We start from the raw sequence: 17,930 nt of genomic DNA, 5'->3' as shown, positions 1-17,930 counted from the left end.
AATCATGACAACCAAAAAAACGATTAAAGAGCGCTTGTTGGCCCTGGACACGGCTGCTGTCTCTGATGCGCTGGACAGTTTGTACATTGCGGGTGGGCTGTTGGGTATTAAGCCGCAGATCAGCGGAAAGAAAATCGCGGGGCCGGCTTTTACCGTTCAATATGAAGCCTGTACGCCGGAAAAAAATCGCTTCATGAATGCCGGTAACTATATTGATCAGGTTCCGGCCGGAGCCGTTATTGTGGTGGACAACGGTGGACGTCTGGACTGCACGAGCTGGGGGAATATTCTGACCACTAAAGCGGTGCAAAAGCAGATTGCCGGGTCTGTCATCTATGGTTCAGCCCGTGATATTGCCGATATTCGCCAGATGGATTACCCCCTGTTCGCCTGCAATATCTATATGGTTTCCGGAAAAAACCGGGCGCGGGTAAAAGAGGTGCAGTGCGCGCTTGATATCCACGGTGTGACCGTTTGCCCTGGCGACTGGGTATTTGGCGACGACAATGGCGTGCTGGTGATCCCCGGCGAACATCTGGAAGAGGTGATCCGGCGTGCGGAAAATGTCGAAAATACCGAACGGCAGATCCTGAGTACCATCAATGCCGGCACACCGCTGGACGTTGCCCGTCAGCAACTGGGTTATGACGTTCCCTGGGAAAATAACGTATGACCCGTCAATTTTTCGCGTACTGGGCATCCCGGCTGCAGTTTCTGGACGTGCATTATCACGCGCGTCCGGATAGCTACCATCGGCGCTACTCGGCATTTGAAGCCGGGCAGCAGTATGCCCGGTATCAGGGTGGGGTAGTATTGAAGAACCACCTGGGGAGCGTGAGTGCGCTGGCGGCGGCTATGCAGGAGATGTCGCTGCCTGTGTTTGGCTCCGTGGTGCTCAATGCGGCTGCGGGAGGAGTGAGCCTGAATACGGTACGCCAGGCGCTGAGCCAGTATCAGTTTGAGGGTGCTCCCCGGTTGCTGGTGCATTTACCCACGGTGGTTTCCACTGCACACAAGAGCACACTTTCAAGAACATTCAGTAATGAATATGCCCGCTATTTTGCCGGACAACCGCTCTCTGTAACCGATGAAGACGGTAAATTACGCTCTGACGTTGAGGCGCTGATCCATTTCGCACGACATCATGACATTGTGCTTTCTTCCGGACACACCTCGAAAGATCAAACGCTGCGCCTTATTGAAGCCGTGGAACGTGTTGGCGGCGTCCGGTTGATGTTGAACCAACCGGCAAACCCGATCACGGGGTTTTCGGCGGCAGAACTCCGCGCGCTGGGAGAACACGACTGGCTCTATGTCGAGCAGTGCGCGTTGACGCTGTACCTCGGCTACCAGACCCCGCAGGACATGTATGATGTTCTGACGCAGGTGAACAATGTGGTTTACAGCTCTGATCTGGGCCAACCCGCCCAGCCGGATATCGGTGAATGGCTGGAAGACAGCCGACGCTGGTTCCAGGCCGCCGGACTCAGTGCAGAGCGGATTGATGCAGTGACCCGGTTAAACCCGCTCAGGATGCTGGATCCGGAGCGGTCGCCAGATTGAGGGTGCGAATAAAATCAATGAATGCCTGTTCTTTGGGGGACGGACGCGGATTAATATGCACCACATACATCGGTAACGGCGGAGGCATAAACTCATCCAGTACGGTAATAATTTCGCCTGATTCAATACCGGCTTTGATGGTGAAATCCGGGAGGTAGCAAATCCCAAGCCCTTGATGAACCATATTGCAGAGGTCAAGGCTGTTGCTAACTCTGGACATGTAATGGGGACGGATCTCTGTGCATTCGTTCTCGATCATGAATTTCCAGGAACGCCGGTGATTATCAAAGTGCAGCAGACAGGTATGTTTGTGCAGTTCGTCAGGATGTGATGGCATGCCGTGCTGCTGCGCATAGCTGCGCGAGAGGCAGGTATGTTTTCGCCAGTAACCAATAAGCGAGTAGTACAGATTGCTGTCGGGCAATGGGCCACACTGTAATGCCAGATCAAAACCGTGGCTGAACAGTTCCATGCAGTGGTTTCCGGTGACGATATCCAGTTTAAGATTTGGATAACACTCAAAAAAGTCTTTCAGATGTGGAATAACATGCAGATTACTGATGGAGTGGGGGATCCCAACCTTGAGGTTGCCGCTGACTGCATTACTGAGACTCTTCACGTCCCTGAGGCAGGATTCATACTCATCAATAATCAGCAGACAGCGCTGATAAAACTGTTCACCGGCGGCCGTAAGGGAAATGCGACGCGAATTGCGTTTGATAAGCTGCGTGTTGACTTCGAACTCCAGCTTCTCAATTCTGCGGCTTACCATGGCCGGTGAGAGTTTCATGGCAATCGCGGCGGCCCGGAATCCCTGACATTCCACAACCATCCTGAATGCTTTCATATTTTCCAGCATCGTGTCCTCCTGACAGGTTCAACCTGCCTATTCTTGCATTATTCCTCTGCCTGTTGTGCTGATTTTTGAGTTTTTCCTTAAGCTAAGGTTATATTTAGCCTATCTACATCATGTTTAATAACAGGGAAATTATGATCCGTTTGTCCTCGCTTGCCTTTGTGCTTGCTGCCGTTACCCAGAGCGCTCTGGCCGTATCTTATCCGCTTCCACCGGAAGGGAGCCGTTTGGTTGGCGCACCATTAACCGTAACGGTCCCGGAAGGGAATACCCAACCGCTGGAGTATTATGCCGCGCAGTACGGTCAAGGTTTCAGCAATATGCAGGAGGCTAACCCTGGCGTAGATCCCTTCCTGCCAAAAGCCGGAACCCAGTTAACTATTCCGCAGCAAGTGATTTTGCCGGATACCGTGCGTCAGGGCATTGTGGTTAACGTTGCCGAAATGCGGCTTTACTACTATCCGGCAGAGGGTAATACGGTGGAGATCTTACCGATTGGCATCGGTCAGGCTGGACGTGAAACCCCGCGTAACTGGGTGACAAAGGTGGAGCGTAAGCAAGAAGCGCCGGCCTGGACGCCAACGCCAAATACCCGACGGGAGTACGCGAAGGAAGGCAAGACCCTGCCTGCTTTCGTACCGCCGGGAGAGGATAATCCGATGGGGCTGTACGCGATTTATATTGGCAAGCTGTACGCAATCCACGGGACTAATGCCAACTTTGGGATCGGGCTGCGGGTGAGCCAGGGCTGTATTCGTCTGCGCAACGACGACATCAAATACCTGTTCGATAATGTCCCGGTGGGGACGCGTGTACAGCTTATCGATCAGCCGGTGAAAGCCACCACAGAACCGGACGGTAGCCGTTGGGTGGAAGTTCATGAGCCGTTGTCACGCAATCGTGCTGAATTCGAGTCAACGAACAGAGTGCCACTGCCGATCACGCCCGCATTGCGGACGCAACTTAAAGGGGACGGTGTTGATGGCGTGAAGGCCGATGCGGCCCTGGATCGCCGCTCTGGAATGCCCGTGAAGATCAGCTTCTGACGCCGAGCATTCTGAAGAAAGCAAAAAGCCCGCTTAAGTTTCCTTAAGCGGGCTTCTTAAATATGGCTCCTCTGACTGGACTCGAACCAGTGACATACGGATTAACAGTCCGCCGTTCTACCGACTGAACTACAGAGGAATCGTTTGAACGAGGCGCATGTTAATGGCCTCGCTAATTTGTGTCAATACTAAAATTAACATGCTGATTCAAATGATTAATTAAGCTTCAAACTGCTGTTTTAGTGAACTTGAGTGGGCGAATTGCCACCATGTTCCTCATTCTTACGTAAACGCTGCAATGGATCTTGCTGGTAAAAATGGCTAAAACGCTGCCACAGGGCCGGGAAGCGGGGGGCAAACAACTCAGGCGCACTGAAGAAGTATTCTGACAACACAGCAAAACATTCCGCAGGATCGGTGGCGGCATAGGCATCAATGCTGGCAGCACTCTCACCCACCAGGTCGATCTCATCCTGGATGTTGTCCATCGCGGCATGCAAGTCATGTTCCCAGCCAGCCACTTCGCGTAATGGGATCAGCGGTACACCACTGGCCCGATCACCATTGCGGGTATCCAGTTTATGCGCCACTTCGTGAATGATGAGGTTAAAACCTGAGGCGTCGAAGGAGTCCTGAATATCCAGCCAGTTGAGGATGATGGGACCTTGCTGCCAGCTTTGTCCTGATTGCACTACGCGCTGGTTGTGCACAAGGCCGATATCATCCTGCCATTCGTCATCCACCACAAACGGTGCAGGATAGATGAGGACTTCGTGGAAACCATCCAGCCACTCGATGCCGAGCTCCAGGACAGGTAAGCAGAAGAGCAGGGCGATGCGGGTACTTTTTAAGGCATCCAGCTCAAAACCTTGCAGCGCCACCAGGCGCTTTTGCTGCAGAAAACGATCTGCCAGTTGAATCAGCTTTGACTGTTCGTCCGGTGGGAGATTGGCCAGCACAGGGATTGCCAGTGCCTCATCCCAGGGCAGCGCCATATTTCGACTTGCATCATTCGATTTCCAGGGCCACTTAATCATCGCTTTGCTCGCAAACTCGTCACTAGAACAAAATTGAAAGGTAGGGTCTGTTAAAATGCCAAACAACGCGGCATGATGGCAACCATCAAAACGGAGAGATGCCGGAGCGGCTGAACGGACTGGTCTCGAAAACCAGAGTAGGGGCGACTCTACCGGGGGTTCAAATCCCCCTCTCTCCGCCACTATCCTCCACCGAATACCCTTCCTGATGCTTTCTCCACAGACTTACTGTGCGTGGAGTACCTTATCACTCCGTTGATGAGAAGGAATAGCCCTTTACCGTTGAGCCGCCATATATGTGAGCTAAATCAGAGTGTTTTACAAAAGAGTGAAACCAGTGAAGGATGAAATAAAAAAGCCAGGCAAGTGCCTGGCTTTTTGATGAGAACAGTTAGCGCTGGGAACAACCTGCGCACTGTTTGTTCTGGATTTGCTGGAAGAAATCGTTGCCTTTGTCATCCACCAGGATAAACGCCGGGAAGTTTTCAACCTCGATTTTCCAGATAGCTTCCATGCCCAGTTCTGGGTAAGCCACACACTCCAGGCTCTTGATGCTGTTTTGCGCCAGCACAGCCGCCGGGCCACCGATGCTACCCAGGTAGAAACCACCATGTTTATGGCAAGCATCTGTGACCTGCTGGCTACGGTTGCCTTTCGCCAGCATGACCATGCTCGCCCCGTGAGATTGCAGTAAGTCTACGTAGGAGTCCATACGGCCTGCGGTGGTTGGGCCGAGTGAGCCGGATGCATAGCCTTCAGGCGTTTTAGCTGGTCCTGCGTAATAGATCGGGTGATCTTTCACGTACTGCGGCAGTTCTTCGCCATTGTCGAGAAGCTCTTTCAGCCTGGCGTGGGCAATATCACGCGCCACGATGATGGTCCCGTTCAGTGATAAACGAGTAGACACTGGATGCGCGGAAAGCTGTGCCAGGATCTCATTCATTGGGCGGTTTAGGTTAATGCTGACCACTTCACCTTCGCCCTGCCGACGCAGTGATTCCGGAATGTACTGCCCTGGATTATGTTCCAGTTTTTCAATCCAGATACCGTCGCGGTTGATTTTGGCCTTGATGTTACGGTCTGCGGAGCAGGATACACCCATACCAATCGGGCAAGATGCACCGTGGCGTGGCAGACGGATCACGCGGATGTCATGGGCAAAATATTTTCCGCCAAACTGCGCGCCCAGACCGAGATTCTGCGCTTCCTGCAACAGTTCCTGTTCAAGCTGAACATCACGGAATGCCTGGCCATGCGCATTCCCTTCGGTGGGTAAACCGTCGTAGTAACGGGTGGAGGCCAGTTTCACGGTTTTCAGCGTACTTTCAGCAGAGGTTCCGCCGATAACAAACGCGATATGGTAAGGAGGGCAGGCCGCCGTTCCCAGGGTTCGCATCTTCTCAACCAGGTAATTTTTCAATTTAGCGGGTGTAATCAGCGCTTTGGTTTCCTGGTAAAGATAGGTTTTGTTAGCTGAACCGCCGCCTTTTGCCATGCACAGGAATTTATACTCGTTGCCATCCACGCTGTAGAGATCGATCTGGGCTGGCAGGTTCGTACCGGTATTCACCTCTTTATACATATCCAGCGCTGCATTCTGGGAGTAACGCAGGTTGTCTTCGATGTAGGTGTTATATACGCCCTGGCTCAGAGCGGCTTCATCGCCACCGCCTGTCCAGACGCGCTGGCCTTTTTTACCCATGATGATCGCTGTGCCGGTGTCCTGGCAGGTTGGCAGAATGCCTTTGGCAGCAATTTCAGAGTTACGCAGGAACTGCAGTGCAACGTATTTGTCGTTTTCACTGGCGTCGGGGTCGCTAAGGATGGCCGCAACTTGTTTCTGGTGAGAAGGACGCAGCATAAATGCTGCATCGTGGAAGGCTTGTTGTGCCAGAAGTGTCAGGGCTTCTGGCTCCACTTTCAGGATTTCCTGTCCTTCAAATTCGGCAACAGAGACATGCTCTTTAGTCAGCAAATAGTATTCGGTGTTGTCTTTTTCCAGTGGGAACGGATCCTGGTAAACAAACGGTTTATTCGACATAGCTCATCACTCCATAAAATAAAACCGCCGGACGTTAGCCTCCGGCGGTTATGAATCAGAACATCATTGACATCCACGGATAGCCAATCAGCAGTAGGGCGGCCAGGAAGATGGCCCCGAAGATCGTACCCAGACGCCAGTAATCTTTGGTCGGCAGGTAGCCACTACCATAGTAAATCGGGCTTGGGCCAGTACCGTATGGGGTGATGATCCCCATGATACCGAGGGATGTCACCATCAGCAGAACAAACACTTCCATGTTCATGCCTGGGATCGTGGCGGCGATGGTCAGCATCGCGGGCAGCAACGCTGTGGTGTGCGCGGTGGTGCTGGCGAACAGGTAGTGCAGCAGGTAGAACGCCAGCAGCAGAACGATGGTGGCAACACCCGGAGAGATGCCGCTCATCAACAAGCCACCTTCCTTACCCAACCAGCTGATGAAGCCCGTAGAGGAGAGGCCGTCAGCCAGGGCGACCAGCGTGGCGAACCAGACGAAAGTGTTCCAGGCCGCTTTGTTACCGGTGATGTCGTTCCATTCCAGCACGCCAGTCCACAGCATCAGGCTGACAATGAGCAGAGCAGCCATCGCAGGTTCAATCCAGGCGGCAGCGAAGATCCACATCAGCAGCGCACAGCATACAAACACCAGCAGCAGGATTTCATTACGTGACAGTTTGCCCAGTTTTTCCAGCTCACGGCATGCCCACAGCGGCACTTCATCATTCACTTTTACTTCAGGTGGGTAGAACCAGTAGGCCAGCAGCGGCATAACTAAAATCAGCAGGACACCCAGTGGAAGGAAGGCAATGAACCAGGTCCCCCAGGAGATGTTAATCCCTACGATGCTTTTCACCAGCGCCAGTGCCAGCAGGTTAGGGGCCAGGGCGGAGAGGAACATTGAACTGGTGATACAGGCTGCGGTAATTGCGACCCACATCAGGTAAGAACCAATCTTACGTGCGCTTGGGTCGTTCGGTTTAGAACCATACAGCGGCGGCAGGTTGGCGATAATCGGGTAGATGGTCCCGCCACTACGCGCGGTATTGGAGGGAGTAAACGGAGCCAGCAGCAGATCGGCGAAGGTGATGGCATACCCGAGAGTGAGGCTGCGGCGGCCCAGATATTTCACCAGAATCAGCGCCAGACGGCGACCGAAGCGCGTTTTGTCATAGCCTGCGGCGAACATGAATGCACCGAAAATCAGCCATACCGTTGAGTTACCAAAGCCGCTCACGGCCCATTTAAAGGACGCACCTGCGAGTTTGAACTTTGGATCAGCCAGTTGTTCCGGGCTGAACAGCACCCACTGGCTGCACAGTGCAATGGCCACGACACCCGTCAGGCCAATGACTGCGCCCGGTAAAGGTTCGAAGATTAACCCGACGATGACACCGACAAAGATGGCGAAGTAATGCCATGCATAGGGAGGCAATCCATCAGGTACAGGAACAAACAGCAGCAGTACCGCGACGATAATCGGCAGTGCCATCATCAGCAGACGTTTTTTATTTCCGTCTGTTGGCTTGCTCGCCACTGTGGGCGTTACAGCAGTTTTTGTATTCATAGTTTCGCGTCTTAAGTTGTCAGTAATTCGATTTAGCCTGAAATTACAAATTTGATTTCTTTAGTTTCTTTTCTTTCTTTAGTTATTAAAGTCGTATTTTGCAATTTCACTAATAACGATTTAACGCAGTTTTGAATGCGCTAAATTAAAAAATGATGATATTTATATATTGCTCCTTTGGGGGCTACTTCTGTTGATCGCGATCAATAAAATAGAATGAGGGAAGCATTTTTAATCTTTGCTTAATAACTATATAGAGTTATATGGGTATTATTTGTTTTGCGACATTTATCTTCACAATTTAATCTCAATAGCAAACGATTGTTTTTATTAACTCATTGTTTTTATGGTGTTTTTATTGATTTTATAATGACAGTTAAAGTAACTAAAAAGTTAACGGTTTTTAAATATATGTAAACGGCTTAATTTATATTGCTAACACCAATGTGTTATTAATGTTATTGCAGTGATTAAATAGTTTTATAACTAACGTAATAACTTTAGAAACTAAAAAAACCGCTATATTAATATCATGACATCGGCATAAAAACGAAATAAAACCTGGCCCGATAACGAATTCTTAATTTTTAAAGTTTGGAGTTTCTATTATGAGCACTAACGAACGTATTCTTAGCCCATTCACATTACCGAATGGCACAGAACTGAAAAACCGCTTATTAATGGCCCCAATGACCACCTGTACTGGTTATTATGACGGCACAGTCACCAGTGAGCTGGTGGAGTACTACCGGGCGCGTTCTGGCAGCATCGGTACAATCATCGTGGAATGCTGTTTTGTCGACGATCTCGGCCTGGCTTTCCCTGGCGCGATTGGCATCGATAACGATGAGAAAATCGCCGGTCTGGCCAAAATCGCGGAGGCCATTAAATCCAAAGGGTCGAAAGCCCTTCTGCAGATTTATCATGGTGGTCGTATGGTCGACCCAAAACTGATCGGTGGCCGTACCCCTGTTGGACCAAGTGCTGTTGCTGCACCGCGCGATGGGGCTGCAACGCCGGTTGCCTTAACGGCAGACGAAGTAGAAGGCATGATCGGCAAGTTTGGTGAGGCCGTTCGCCGTGCCATTCAGGCCGGTTTCGATGGTGTCGAGATCCACGGTGCGAACACCTATCTGATCCAGCAATTCTACTCTCCGAACTCTAACCAGCGTGACGATGAATGGGGTGGCAGCCGTGACAACCGTGCGAAGTTCCCGCTGGCTGTGCTGGATATCACCCACAAAATGGTACGCCAGTACGCAGATGACGCATTCATCATTGGCTACCGCTTCTCCCCGGAAGAGATGGAAGTCCCCGGAATTCGCTTTGACGACACCATGTATTTGCTGGAAAAACTGGCGGCACGTGGTGTGGATTATCTGCACTTTTCCGTTGGCGCAACGCTGCGTCCGTCCATTGTCGATACACAAGATCCGACCCCGCTTATCGAAAAATATTGTGCGTTGCGTTCAGAAACGCTGGCACAAATACCGGTGATGGGCGTGGGCGGCGTCGTCAATGCGTCGGATGTGAATGACGCGCTGGATCACGGCTACGACCTGATTGCCGTGGGTCGTGCGACCATTGCATACCCGGACTGGACTGACCGCATTCGTGAGGGTGAAACCCTTGAGCTGTTTATGGACAGCACCAAACGTGAAGCGTTGAGCATCCCGGAGCCGCTGTGGCGATTCTCGCTGGTAGAGGCGATGATCCGCGATATGAGCATGACGGAATCCAGATTCAAACCGGGCATGTTTGTCGAGAAAGTGCAGGATGATGTGAATGAGCTGGTCATCAATGTCAGCCTGGAGACCGACCGTATTGCCGATATTGAGCTGGCTGAAGGTCCAAATCAGGACGTTGAGTTTGTGACCAGCTTCGAAGAGATCCGCTCGCGTATTCTGGATGCCAACACCCCGCATGTGGATGCCATCACGGGGGCAACCAGCCAAAGCGAAGCGGTTAAGAAAGCGGTGTCAAAAGCGATGGTGAAATCCAGTAAGGCACTTGCTGCTGAAGAGGGTGTAGATCCTAATGAAACCAAATGCGTAGACGTTGTGGTTGTCGGGAGTGGCGGCGCAGGGCTGGCCGCGGCTATTCAGGCTCACGATGAAGGCGCTAGCGTACTGATTGTTGAGAAAATGCCGACTATCGGCGGGAACACCATCAAAGCGTCTGCCGGGATGAACGCTGCGGAAACCCGTTTCCAGCGTGTGAAAGGTATCCAGGACAGCAAAGAGCTGTTCTACCAGGAGACGCTGAAAGGCGGCAAAAACAAAAATAATCCAGAGCTGCTGCGCCGCTTTGTTGAAAATGCGCCAGAGGCCATTGAATGGCTGGCAACGCGTGGGATTATGCTGAACGACATCACCACCACCGGGGGAATGAGCATTGACCGTACCCACCGTCCAAAAGATGGTTCTGCGGTAGGCGGTTATCTGATCAGCGGTCTGGTGCGTAACGTCAACAAACGCAATATCGACGTGATGCTTGATACGTCAGTAAGCGAGATTATCTTCGAAAACGGTGAAGTGACGGGCGTGCGTTTAACGACGGAAGAGAACGACATTGTCACCGTCGCGACCAAAAGCGTCATCATGGCAACCGGTGGATTCAGTGCAAACAGCCAAATGGTCGTAAAATATCGCCCTGACCTGGAAGGCTTTGTGACCACCAACCATAAAGGTGCGACAGGCGGCGGTATCGCATTACTGGAACGCATTGGCGCGGGGACTGTGGATATGGGTGAGATCCAGATCCATCCAACCGTGGAACAGAAAACCTCGTACCTGATTTCCGAATCAATTCGTGGTGGCGGGGCCATTCTGGTGAACCAGCAAGGGCGCCGTTTCTTCAACGAAATGGAGACCCGCGACAAAGTATCGGCGCAGATCATCGCCCTGCCTGAAAAATATGCCTACATCGTCTTTGATGAGCATGTCCGTGCTAAAAACAAAGCCGCTGACGAATACATTGCCAAAGGGTTTGTCACCAGCGCCAGTTCACCAAAAGCACTGGCAGAAGCATTGGGTATGGATTACCACACCTTCCTGGCGACGCTGGAGCGCTACAACAGCTTTGTTGAAAAACAGCATGATGATGATTTTGGCCGTACGACCGCATTGCGTGCACCAATCAATGAAGGCCCGTTCCACGCGATCCAGATTGCGCCAGGTGTGCACCATACAATGGGCGGGGTGACAATCAACACCGACACCTGCGTGCTGGATAACGATCACAACGTGATCCCAGGGGCATTTGCCGCTGGTGAAGTGGTTGGCGGTATCCACGGCGGCAACCGTATCGGCGGCAACGCAGTGGCGGATATCATTATTTTTGGTACTCTTGCCGGGCATCAGGCGGCGATGCGTTCAAAAAAAGCATAAGTCAGCCGTCATTGTAGGCCGGATAAGCATCACGCTTGTCCGGCAATCTCCCCGGCGGCGTGGCGCTGACCGGGGCTACAACCGAGGAGCTACTGCATGCCTGCCGATCATCGCGTTTACAGCTATTCTGCCGTCCTGATGGGGTCTCCCATTCTCCTGAAGCTTTTTTCCCACGACGAAGCCCTGGCTTCTCGCGTTTTCCGCTTAATCAAGCAGTATGAAGATTTACTCACTGTAAACCGTGTACCTTCTCAGGTGATGGATATCAACCTTGCGGCCGGGCAGCATCCGGTGGTCGTTAGCCGCCCGGTGTATGAGCTGATTCGTTGTGCTAAAGCCGCCAGCGTGCTGCCGGGAAGTGCATTTAATCTGGCGATTGGCCCACTGGTGAAACGCTGGAAAATTGGTTTTAAGGGCGACACCGTGCCGCCGGCACAGGAGATTCGTGCACTGCTTGCCATCACTCATCCTGACGATGTGGTACTTGATGACGCAAATACCAGCGTTTTTCTGACTCAGGCGGGCATGGAGATTGATCTTGGTGCAATCGCCAAAGGGTATATTGCTGATCGGGTGCGGGATTATCTGCGCAAACAGGGCGTTGAACGGGGGCTGATAAATCTGGGCGGTAATATTCAGACGCTAGGATCGCCGGAAGGGGGCTGGAGCGTGGGATTGAAAAAGCCCTTTGCACACGATGAACTGATTGGGTCGATGGAGGTGGAGAATCTCTCCGTCGTGACGTCGGGGACGTATGAGCGTTATTTTGAGCTAAATGGCAAACGCTATCACCACATCCTTGATCCCCGTACGGGATATCCGCTGGATAATGAGCTGGACAGTGTCACGATTATTTCATCCCACTCTCTCGACGGCGATATCTGGACCACGCTGATGTATGGCATGGGCGTTGAGAAGGGATGTGCCGCGCTGCATGCGCGGCCCGATATTGAGGCAATCTTTGTGACGAAAGCGAAAGAGGTTGTTATCTCGTCGATGAACCACTTCCGCTTTACGTTATTGGACAGCCAATACCGCGTTACTGGCAATATTGTCTGAGCAGTGCCATCTGCTCTGGCTGGAGGCGATAACGATAGACCGGACGTCCGGTCGCGCCGTAGTGAATGCTGGTAAACAGAATGTTGATTTGCGCAAGCCAAATCAGATATTTACGACACGACACGCGCGAAATGTTGACTGCATTCGCCAGGTCATCGGTTGAGAATTCTGTCTCCGGATGTCCGTCAATCCACTGACAAATGGTGCGCAGCGTTTGCGGGGTGAGTCCTTTTGGCAGTCGCTTGCTGTCGGCCAGCTCAGGCGCTCCGCCGTGCAGCAGCCTGTCCACATCCGCCTGCTCATAATACTGGTGTGAACCCATCAGGCTGTTTTTGGCTTTCCAGCCGTTGAGCGCCTCTTCAAAGCGTGGGAACTGGAAGGGTTTAATCAGATAGTCCACCACGCCGTAGTGCATCGAGGTCTGGATTGTCGTGGCATCAGAGGCTGATGAGATCATAATCACATCAATAGGGCGACCTGACGCGCGAATAATGGGCAGAAGATCAAGCCCATTGTCTTGCTGCATATAGACATCCAGCAGCACCAGATCGATGGGGTGACCCGGATTATTGATGAGCGCCTCGGCCTGGTTAAGCGTGGAGGCGACGCCACAGCAGCTGAAACCTTCTACACGGTTGACGTACAGACGGTTGAGGTCGGCTACCATGGCATCATCATCGACAATTAATACATTTATCACGCGATATTCCTCTCGCTATCCCAGGGGATCTGAACAAAAAATTGGGTAAATACGCCAGGCTCCGATTCGACGGTGATATCTCCGCCCAGATTCTGGAGCTGTTGACGTGCAAGGAACAGCCCAACACCACGGTTTTCACCCTTCGTTGAGTAGCCCTTCGTAAAAATATCGTCAAGCCGCATGGGGTCGATTCCCGGACCGTCATCGCTGACCTCACAACTGAGCCAGCCATTTTGATAGTGCAGCAGCAGGCTGATTTCACCTTCAGCCTGACCGACCATGGCATCCAGGGCATTTTCAATCAAATTGCCCAGAACGGTAATCAGCACAGCCACCTGTTGTTCATTGGCGGTATCCGGCAATTGACATTCATCCGCCAATGACAGGCTGACTCCGGCCTCTTTGGCGCGATTAATTTTGCCCAGCAGAAAGCCGGCAATCACCGGCGATTTAATTTTGTGCTGAATCGCCCCAATATCGGTCTGATAATTATGTGCTGTCTGGATAATGTACTCTTCCAGTTTGTCATAACGCTTCATGTGCAGCAGGCCCAGAATTACATGCAGCTTATTCATAAATTCATGGGTGTGGGAGCGAAGCGCATCGACATAGTTGACCATACCGTCAATACGTTGCATCAACTGGCTGATCTCGGTTTTATCGCGGAAGGTGCTGATTGCACCAATGATCTGGTTTTGACTTTTGACTGGAACCATATTGCACAGTAACAGCCGCCCATTGCAGTTAATTTCCTGATCCTGCCGCGCAACACCCGTTTTCGATACGTCGCGCAGGCTTGCCAGCAGAGGAGAGTGGGGCGCTTCACCTGATGTTTCGGTCTGGTGACCTGCGGGCAGAAGTAACATCTGCCGTGCGGCATGGTTTATCATCGTAACCCGCCCCTGAATATCGACAGCAACAACACCTTCTCTGAGCGACTGCAACATCGCCTGGCGTTGTTCAAATAACGCCGAAATTTCATAGGGTTCGAGACCAAACAGGATGCGCTTCAGAACCCGAACCAGACCCCAGATCCCCAATGAACTCATCAGAATACTGAAAAGAATTGTCCAGAGGGCGTTTTGGCGACCTCGAGTAATCTGTTCTTCCACTTTATTGAGTGAGATCCCTACCACGACAACGCCAATCTGCTGGTGTTGGGCATCATAGATGGGGGTAAAAACGCGCAAGGCTTCAGCGAGGACGCCCCGGTTCACCGAGACATTCTCTTTGCCCTCTAAAGCCGGAAGCAGGTCATCACCAATAAAATGCAGCCCAAGCAGGGCTTCGTTCGGGTGAGAATAACGGATGCCCCGCATGTCAGTGACAACCGCAAACAGCAGGTCGTTGCGCTGCGTCACGGCCTGGGCAATGGGCTGAATGATATCGGCTTGAGGCGGTTGCATTAGCCCGCGTTTGACTTCCGGGCTGTCAGCAAGGGTTCTGGCAATCCCGAGGGCTGTATCTTTGACATCATCACGAGTTGCTCTGGTGATCTGCACTGAATAGAGTGCAAACACGACCAGCAAAACCGAGCCGATAATCCCGCACACCATTAACGTCACTAATGTGTTCAGTTTCATGGGACGCTTGCGCGTCAGAGTGAAAGGCTGTAAATCGCTCATTAAAACTCCGCGATGAATAAGAAAGGGCTAATTATCGCCGATGACGCGCTTTTCTTAAAGCCATGTAAAAGCATGCAAATGCTCTTCTTTTCGTGACCCCCTTCGCAGGTCATCCATATAAAACACTTTATAGTGTGTGGGAACTCATAAGAAGGAGGCAGTTTATGAGCATTATGCTTACCGGTTCAGTCAAGGAAAGACGGCACGCCAGCACGATGAATATCGACAGATTGTCTACGCTGGATATGCTGAATGTCATTCACCAGGACGATGCACAGATCTCCGACGCTATTACACCATTTTTAAATACCATTGCTCGTGTCGTGGATAATGCGGCGGCGACGCTTAGTCACGGTGGCCGTTTAGTGATCGTTGGCGCGGGGCCTTCGGGACGCATGGCCGAACAAGCGGCGGCAGAATTTGCGCCTGGAAAACATCCAGTCATCAGCCTGACGGCGGGTGATGTGGCGGGAAGCTATGAACGCGGTGTTGCCGCCCTTCAGGATATCAACTTTGGCGAGCACGATATGATGTTGGCGCTCACCGTCAGTGGAAAGACGCCCTGGGTCTGGGGAGCGATGCGCCATGGCTGGTCGCTGGGTTCGCCTGTCGCTATCATTACTGAGGATGCGCAAAGTGAAGCCGCACAATTAGCGAGCATGGTGATTGCCCCTGAACTTGGTGCAGATGTCGTGGCGGGGTACGTGAATGCCAAAGCGGGGATCGCCCAAAAAATGATCCTCAATATGATTATGACTGGCCTGGCTATTCGTTCCGGCCGCGTATACAGCAACTTGCGCGTTGACCTTGAAGCCAGCAGCACCAAATGGGCTGAGCGGCAAATTGCCATCGTGATGGAAGCGGGAGGGTGTAACCGGTCTGTCGCGAAAGCCGCGCTGGAGAGTTGTAACGGTAATTGCAAAACAGCGGTGTTGATGGTGCTCACTGGGCTGGATGCATGGAAAGCCCATGACTTGCTTGCACAGAATAATGGATTTATTCGCGTGGCATTGCAGGAAGCACCTTAAGAATAAGCCTTAAAGACAAAAAAAGCCCGCTAACGCGGGCTTTGGTATTGATGGGGATTAGAACTGGTAAACAATACCCATTGCGAACTGGTCGTCAGTGGCGTTACCGGTAATCGCACCGTCTTCTTCATCCAGCAGGTTGAATTTATAAGCGGTGTACACGTTCATGTTTTTGTTGAAGTAGTACCAGGTACCCACTTCGATGTAATTGACACGATCTGCGTTAACGCCTTTCTGGCCGTCTTTAGCACCCAGGTCTTTGCCCTGAGAATAGACGTAGCCCAGGGATGGACGCAGGCCGAAATCGAATTGGTACTGAATGACAGCTTCAATGTTCTGGGTTTTGTTAGCAAAACCGTGGTCTGAGCCCGTTTTCGTCATGTTACGGGTTTCGCCGTACATCACTGCAGCATAGACACTGTTTGCGTCATATTTTGCAGCCAGTGACCAGACTTCTGCGTTGTCGCCGTAGCCATCAGCACTCTGCTGGTTGGTACGGTCAGATTTACCATAAACGCCGACAAAGCCAAAACCATCTACATTGTAGTTGACGGACATACTGTAGCCGTCGCCATTTGCTTTGCTTTGGACGCGGTTGTCATTCTTGCCCTGGTATTGCAGCGCGAAATTAAGGCCATCAACCATGCCGAAGAAATCGGTATTACGGTAAGTTGCTACACCGTTGGCACGACCATTCATGAAGTTGTCTGCAGAGGCCCATGAATCGCCACCCCATTCAACTAACATATCAGTATACGCAGCTGCATCATAGGCTACGCCGTAGTTACGGCCATAATCGAATGAGCCGTAGTCAGCGTATTTCAGGCCAGCAAAAGCCAGACGGGTGCTTTCGTCCTGGCTACCTTCAGGTTTGCTGGCATCGATGTTGTATTCAAACTGGCCGAAACCCGTCAGTTGAGTGTTGATTTGCGTTTCGCCTCTGACGCCGAAACGTGCGTAAGAGGTATCAGCATTCTCGCTGTTGTTGCTATCAGTGCTCGACCAGACGCGTTCACCGACCATTTTGCCGTAGAAATCTATTTTGTTGCCGTCTTTGCTGTAGATTTCGGCTGCATTTGCTGCGCCAGCCACTAATAATGCGGGTACAAGAATAGCCAGAACTTTTCTTTTCATTATATATTCCCTTTAAATATAGATATTATGAATATACGTGATTACCCTCCGGAATCACGGGGTTGATACTATTCTAAGTGTTCGCATTTAGTTTCAAAAATATATGTAATTAAATGATAAAAAGTATTTCTATATATTTCAATTTATCTCTTTATTTTTCACATGAATGATTGTTTGAAATGCATTAGTTTAATGCATGATTATGTATTTACTATGTTTATTGTTGTTTTGTGGATATTTTTTATTTGTATATTAGTTGCGATATCTATGTTTTCTGGTTGAAATATAAATAATGAGTATGGTGTTATTTTTGAGTCCAGTAATGATTACTTTTACTTACTCTTCAGGAAATATTTCTCAGCATTTTTATTCTGAAATGCCAGGAACTCACTTATTCATATCATTCAATAAAATCAGACGTGTCATCTATTATGCTCATTCGTATTACTGGATCAGGGGGGACGCGGGAAAACTTGCCTGAGATCAACTTAACGCAAACTGATGGCTTGAAAGGGTCGCCGATGGCAGCATTAAATGACAAAATGTGATAAATATCACAAAATGGTGTGTGCTATGTGAAAACGGTCACGCGTATTGACCGTTGAGTAAGGGTTCAAGATGGAACAACAAAACGAACGTAGCCTGGGAGGCAAACTGGCCCTGTGGGTGTTCTACGCATTTTGCGGCTACTTTGTCTGGGCTATGGTCCGCTATATGTGGGTTGTCAGTAAAATTCCAGCCCTGTCTGGTACAGTGGTTGAGGGCGATTTAGGATCGACCAGCGGTAAATGGCTGGGTGCATTGCTGGGTTTCCTGGTCCTGGGTACGGTGGGACTGATCCTGGGCGGGATTGCCTGGTATACGCGCCCTCGTGCGGACAACTCGTGA

At 51.1% G+C, this 17,930-nt stretch carries 14 protein-coding genes and 2 tRNA genes; 8 read left to right on the top strand and 8 right to left on the bottom strand.

Annotated features, from left to right (window positions below):
• The first annotated feature begins 4 nt into the window (after window positions 1-4).
• The gene (locus HV346_RS14325; protein ID WP_181619985.1) at window positions 5-673 is read left to right on the top strand and encodes an RraA family protein; all 669 of its coding nucleotides are present in this window, start codon (window positions 5-7) and stop codon (window positions 671-673) included.
• Window positions 670-1,563, top strand: a complete 894-nt coding sequence (locus HV346_RS14320; RefSeq protein ID WP_181619984.1) for a DUF6282 family protein — start codon at window positions 670-672, stop codon at window positions 1,561-1,563. The genes HV346_RS14325 and HV346_RS14320 overlap by 4 nt, the downstream gene beginning before the upstream one ends.
• On the opposite strand, the gene HV346_RS14315 is transcribed toward HV346_RS14320, so the two are convergent.
• Window positions 1,529-2,422, bottom strand: a complete 894-nt coding sequence (locus tag HV346_RS14315; protein ID WP_181619983.1) for a LysR family transcriptional regulator — start codon at window positions 2,420-2,422, stop codon at window positions 1,529-1,531. The two genes, HV346_RS14320 and HV346_RS14315, sit on opposite strands and share 35 nt — an antisense overlap.
• A gap of 131 nt (window positions 2,423-2,553) precedes the next feature.
• Here HV346_RS14315 and ldtA point away from each other — a divergent pair, with 131 nt between their 5' ends.
• The gene (ldtA, locus tag HV346_RS14310) at window positions 2,554-3,465 is read left to right on the top strand and encodes a L,D-transpeptidase (RefSeq protein ID WP_181619982.1); all 912 of its coding nucleotides are present in this window, start codon (window positions 2,554-2,556) and stop codon (window positions 3,463-3,465) included.
• A gap of 63 nt (window positions 3,466-3,528) precedes the next feature.
• Here ldtA and HV346_RS14305 read toward each other — a convergent pair.
• Both HV346_RS14305 and mtfA read right to left on the bottom strand, forming a co-directional pair.
• Window positions 3,529-3,604: transfer RNA gene (locus HV346_RS14305), tRNA-Asn, on the bottom strand.
• A gap of 100 nt (window positions 3,605-3,704) precedes the next feature.
• Window positions 3,705-4,502, bottom strand: a complete 798-nt coding sequence (gene mtfA / locus HV346_RS14300) for a DgsA anti-repressor MtfA (RefSeq protein ID WP_181619981.1) — start codon at window positions 4,500-4,502, stop codon at window positions 3,705-3,707.
• Between the two features lie 92 nt (window positions 4,503-4,594).
• Between mtfA and HV346_RS14295 the strand changes: the two genes are divergently transcribed.
• Window positions 4,595-4,684: transfer RNA gene (locus HV346_RS14295), tRNA-Ser, on the top strand.
• A gap of 209 nt (window positions 4,685-4,893) precedes the next feature.
• Here the strand turns inward: HV346_RS14295 and fumA are convergent.
• Window positions 4,894-6,543 carry a class I fumarate hydratase FumA gene (gene fumA, locus HV346_RS14290; RefSeq protein ID WP_181619980.1) on the bottom strand — a complete coding sequence of 550 codons (1,650 nt, stop codon included), beginning with the start codon at window positions 6,541-6,543 and terminating at the stop codon, window positions 4,894-4,896.
• A gap of 55 nt (window positions 6,544-6,598) precedes the next feature.
• Window positions 6,599-8,107, bottom strand: a complete 1,509-nt coding sequence (locus HV346_RS14285) for an anion permease (protein ID WP_203452675.1) — start codon at window positions 8,105-8,107, stop codon at window positions 6,599-6,601.
• Between the two features lie 608 nt (window positions 8,108-8,715).
• Here HV346_RS14285 and HV346_RS14280 point away from each other — a divergent pair.
• A complete protein-coding gene (locus HV346_RS14280) occupies window positions 8,716-11,496 on the top strand; it encodes a flavocytochrome c (RefSeq protein WP_181619979.1) in 2,781 nt (926 codons plus the stop codon).
• A gap of 96 nt (window positions 11,497-11,592) precedes the next feature.
• Window positions 11,593-12,555, top strand: a complete 963-nt coding sequence (locus HV346_RS14275; protein WP_181619978.1) for an FAD:protein FMN transferase — start codon at window positions 11,593-11,595, stop codon at window positions 12,553-12,555.
• On the opposite strand, the gene dcuR is transcribed toward HV346_RS14275, so the two are convergent.
• Both dcuR and HV346_RS14265 read right to left on the bottom strand, forming a co-directional pair.
• On the bottom strand, window positions 12,536-13,255 hold the full coding sequence (gene dcuR, locus HV346_RS14270; RefSeq protein WP_181619977.1) for a two-component system response regulator DcuR: 720 nt from the start codon (window positions 13,253-13,255) through the stop codon (window positions 12,536-12,538). The genes HV346_RS14275 and dcuR overlap by 20 nt on opposite strands.
• Window positions 13,252-14,880, bottom strand: a complete 1,629-nt coding sequence (locus tag HV346_RS14265) for a sensor histidine kinase (protein WP_181619976.1) — start codon at window positions 14,878-14,880, stop codon at window positions 13,252-13,254. Before HV346_RS14265 ends, dcuR begins: the two co-directional genes overlap by 4 nt.
• A 164-nt stretch (window positions 14,881-15,044) precedes the next feature.
• Here HV346_RS14265 and HV346_RS14260 point away from each other — a divergent pair, with 164 nt between their 5' ends.
• Window positions 15,045-15,908, top strand: a complete 864-nt coding sequence (locus tag HV346_RS14260) for an N-acetylmuramic acid 6-phosphate etherase (protein WP_181619975.1) — start codon at window positions 15,045-15,047, stop codon at window positions 15,906-15,908.
• Window positions 15,909-15,965: 57 nt separating this feature from the next.
• Here the strand turns inward: HV346_RS14260 and HV346_RS14255 are convergent, their stop codons facing one another.
• A complete protein-coding gene (locus HV346_RS14255) occupies window positions 15,966-17,042 on the bottom strand; it encodes a porin (protein WP_181619974.1) in 1,077 nt (358 codons plus the stop codon).
• Between the two features lie 618 nt (window positions 17,043-17,660).
• Between HV346_RS14255 and drpB the strand changes: the two genes are divergently transcribed.
• A complete protein-coding gene (drpB, locus tag HV346_RS14250) occupies window positions 17,661-17,930 on the top strand; it encodes a cell division protein DrpB (RefSeq protein ID WP_181619973.1) in 270 nt (89 codons plus the stop codon).

Source organism: Enterobacter sp. RHBSTW-00994, from assembly GCF_013782625.1.
Lineage (GTDB): Bacteria > Pseudomonadota > Gammaproteobacteria > Enterobacterales > Enterobacteriaceae > Enterobacter.
This window is presented reverse-complemented; position numbering and strand designations above follow the sequence as displayed.

Bases quoted from the DNA above. Each gene is read 5' to 3' on its own strand.
- fumA (WP_181619980.1), bottom strand. From the start codon at position 6,543: ATGTCGAATAAACCGTTTGTTTACCAGGATCCGTTCCCACTGGAAAAA.
- HV346_RS14315 (WP_181619983.1), bottom strand. From the start codon at position 2,422: ATGCTGGAAAATATGAAAGCATTCAGGATGGTTGTGGAATGTCAGGGA.
- HV346_RS14280 (WP_181619979.1), top strand. From the start codon at position 8,716: ATGAGCACTAACGAACGTATTCTTAGCCCATTCACATTACCGAATGGC.
- HV346_RS14255 (WP_181619974.1), bottom strand. From the start codon at position 17,042: ATGAAAAGAAAAGTTCTGGCTATTCTTGTACCCGCATTATTAGTGGCT.
- HV346_RS14325 (WP_181619985.1), top strand. From the start codon at position 5: ATGACAACCAAAAAAACGATTAAAGAGCGCTTGTTGGCCCTGGACACG.
- mtfA (WP_181619981.1), bottom strand. From the start codon at position 4,502: ATGATTAAGTGGCCCTGGAAATCGAATGATGCAAGTCGAAATATGGCG.
- ldtA (WP_181619982.1), top strand. From the start codon at position 2,554: ATGATCCGTTTGTCCTCGCTTGCCTTTGTGCTTGCTGCCGTTACCCAG.
- HV346_RS14275 (WP_181619978.1), top strand. From the start codon at position 11,593: ATGCCTGCCGATCATCGCGTTTACAGCTATTCTGCCGTCCTGATGGGG.
- HV346_RS14320 (WP_181619984.1), top strand. From the start codon at position 670: ATGACCCGTCAATTTTTCGCGTACTGGGCATCCCGGCTGCAGTTTCTG.
- HV346_RS14265 (WP_181619976.1), bottom strand. From the start codon at position 14,880: ATGAGCGATTTACAGCCTTTCACTCTGACGCGCAAGCGTCCCATGAAA.
- drpB (WP_181619973.1), top strand. From the start codon at position 17,661: ATGGAACAACAAAACGAACGTAGCCTGGGAGGCAAACTGGCCCTGTGG.
- HV346_RS14285 (WP_203452675.1), bottom strand. From the start codon at position 8,107: ATGAATACAAAAACTGCTGTAACGCCCACAGTGGCGAGCAAGCCAACA.
- HV346_RS14260 (WP_181619975.1), top strand. From the start codon at position 15,045: ATGAGCATTATGCTTACCGGTTCAGTCAAGGAAAGACGGCACGCCAGC.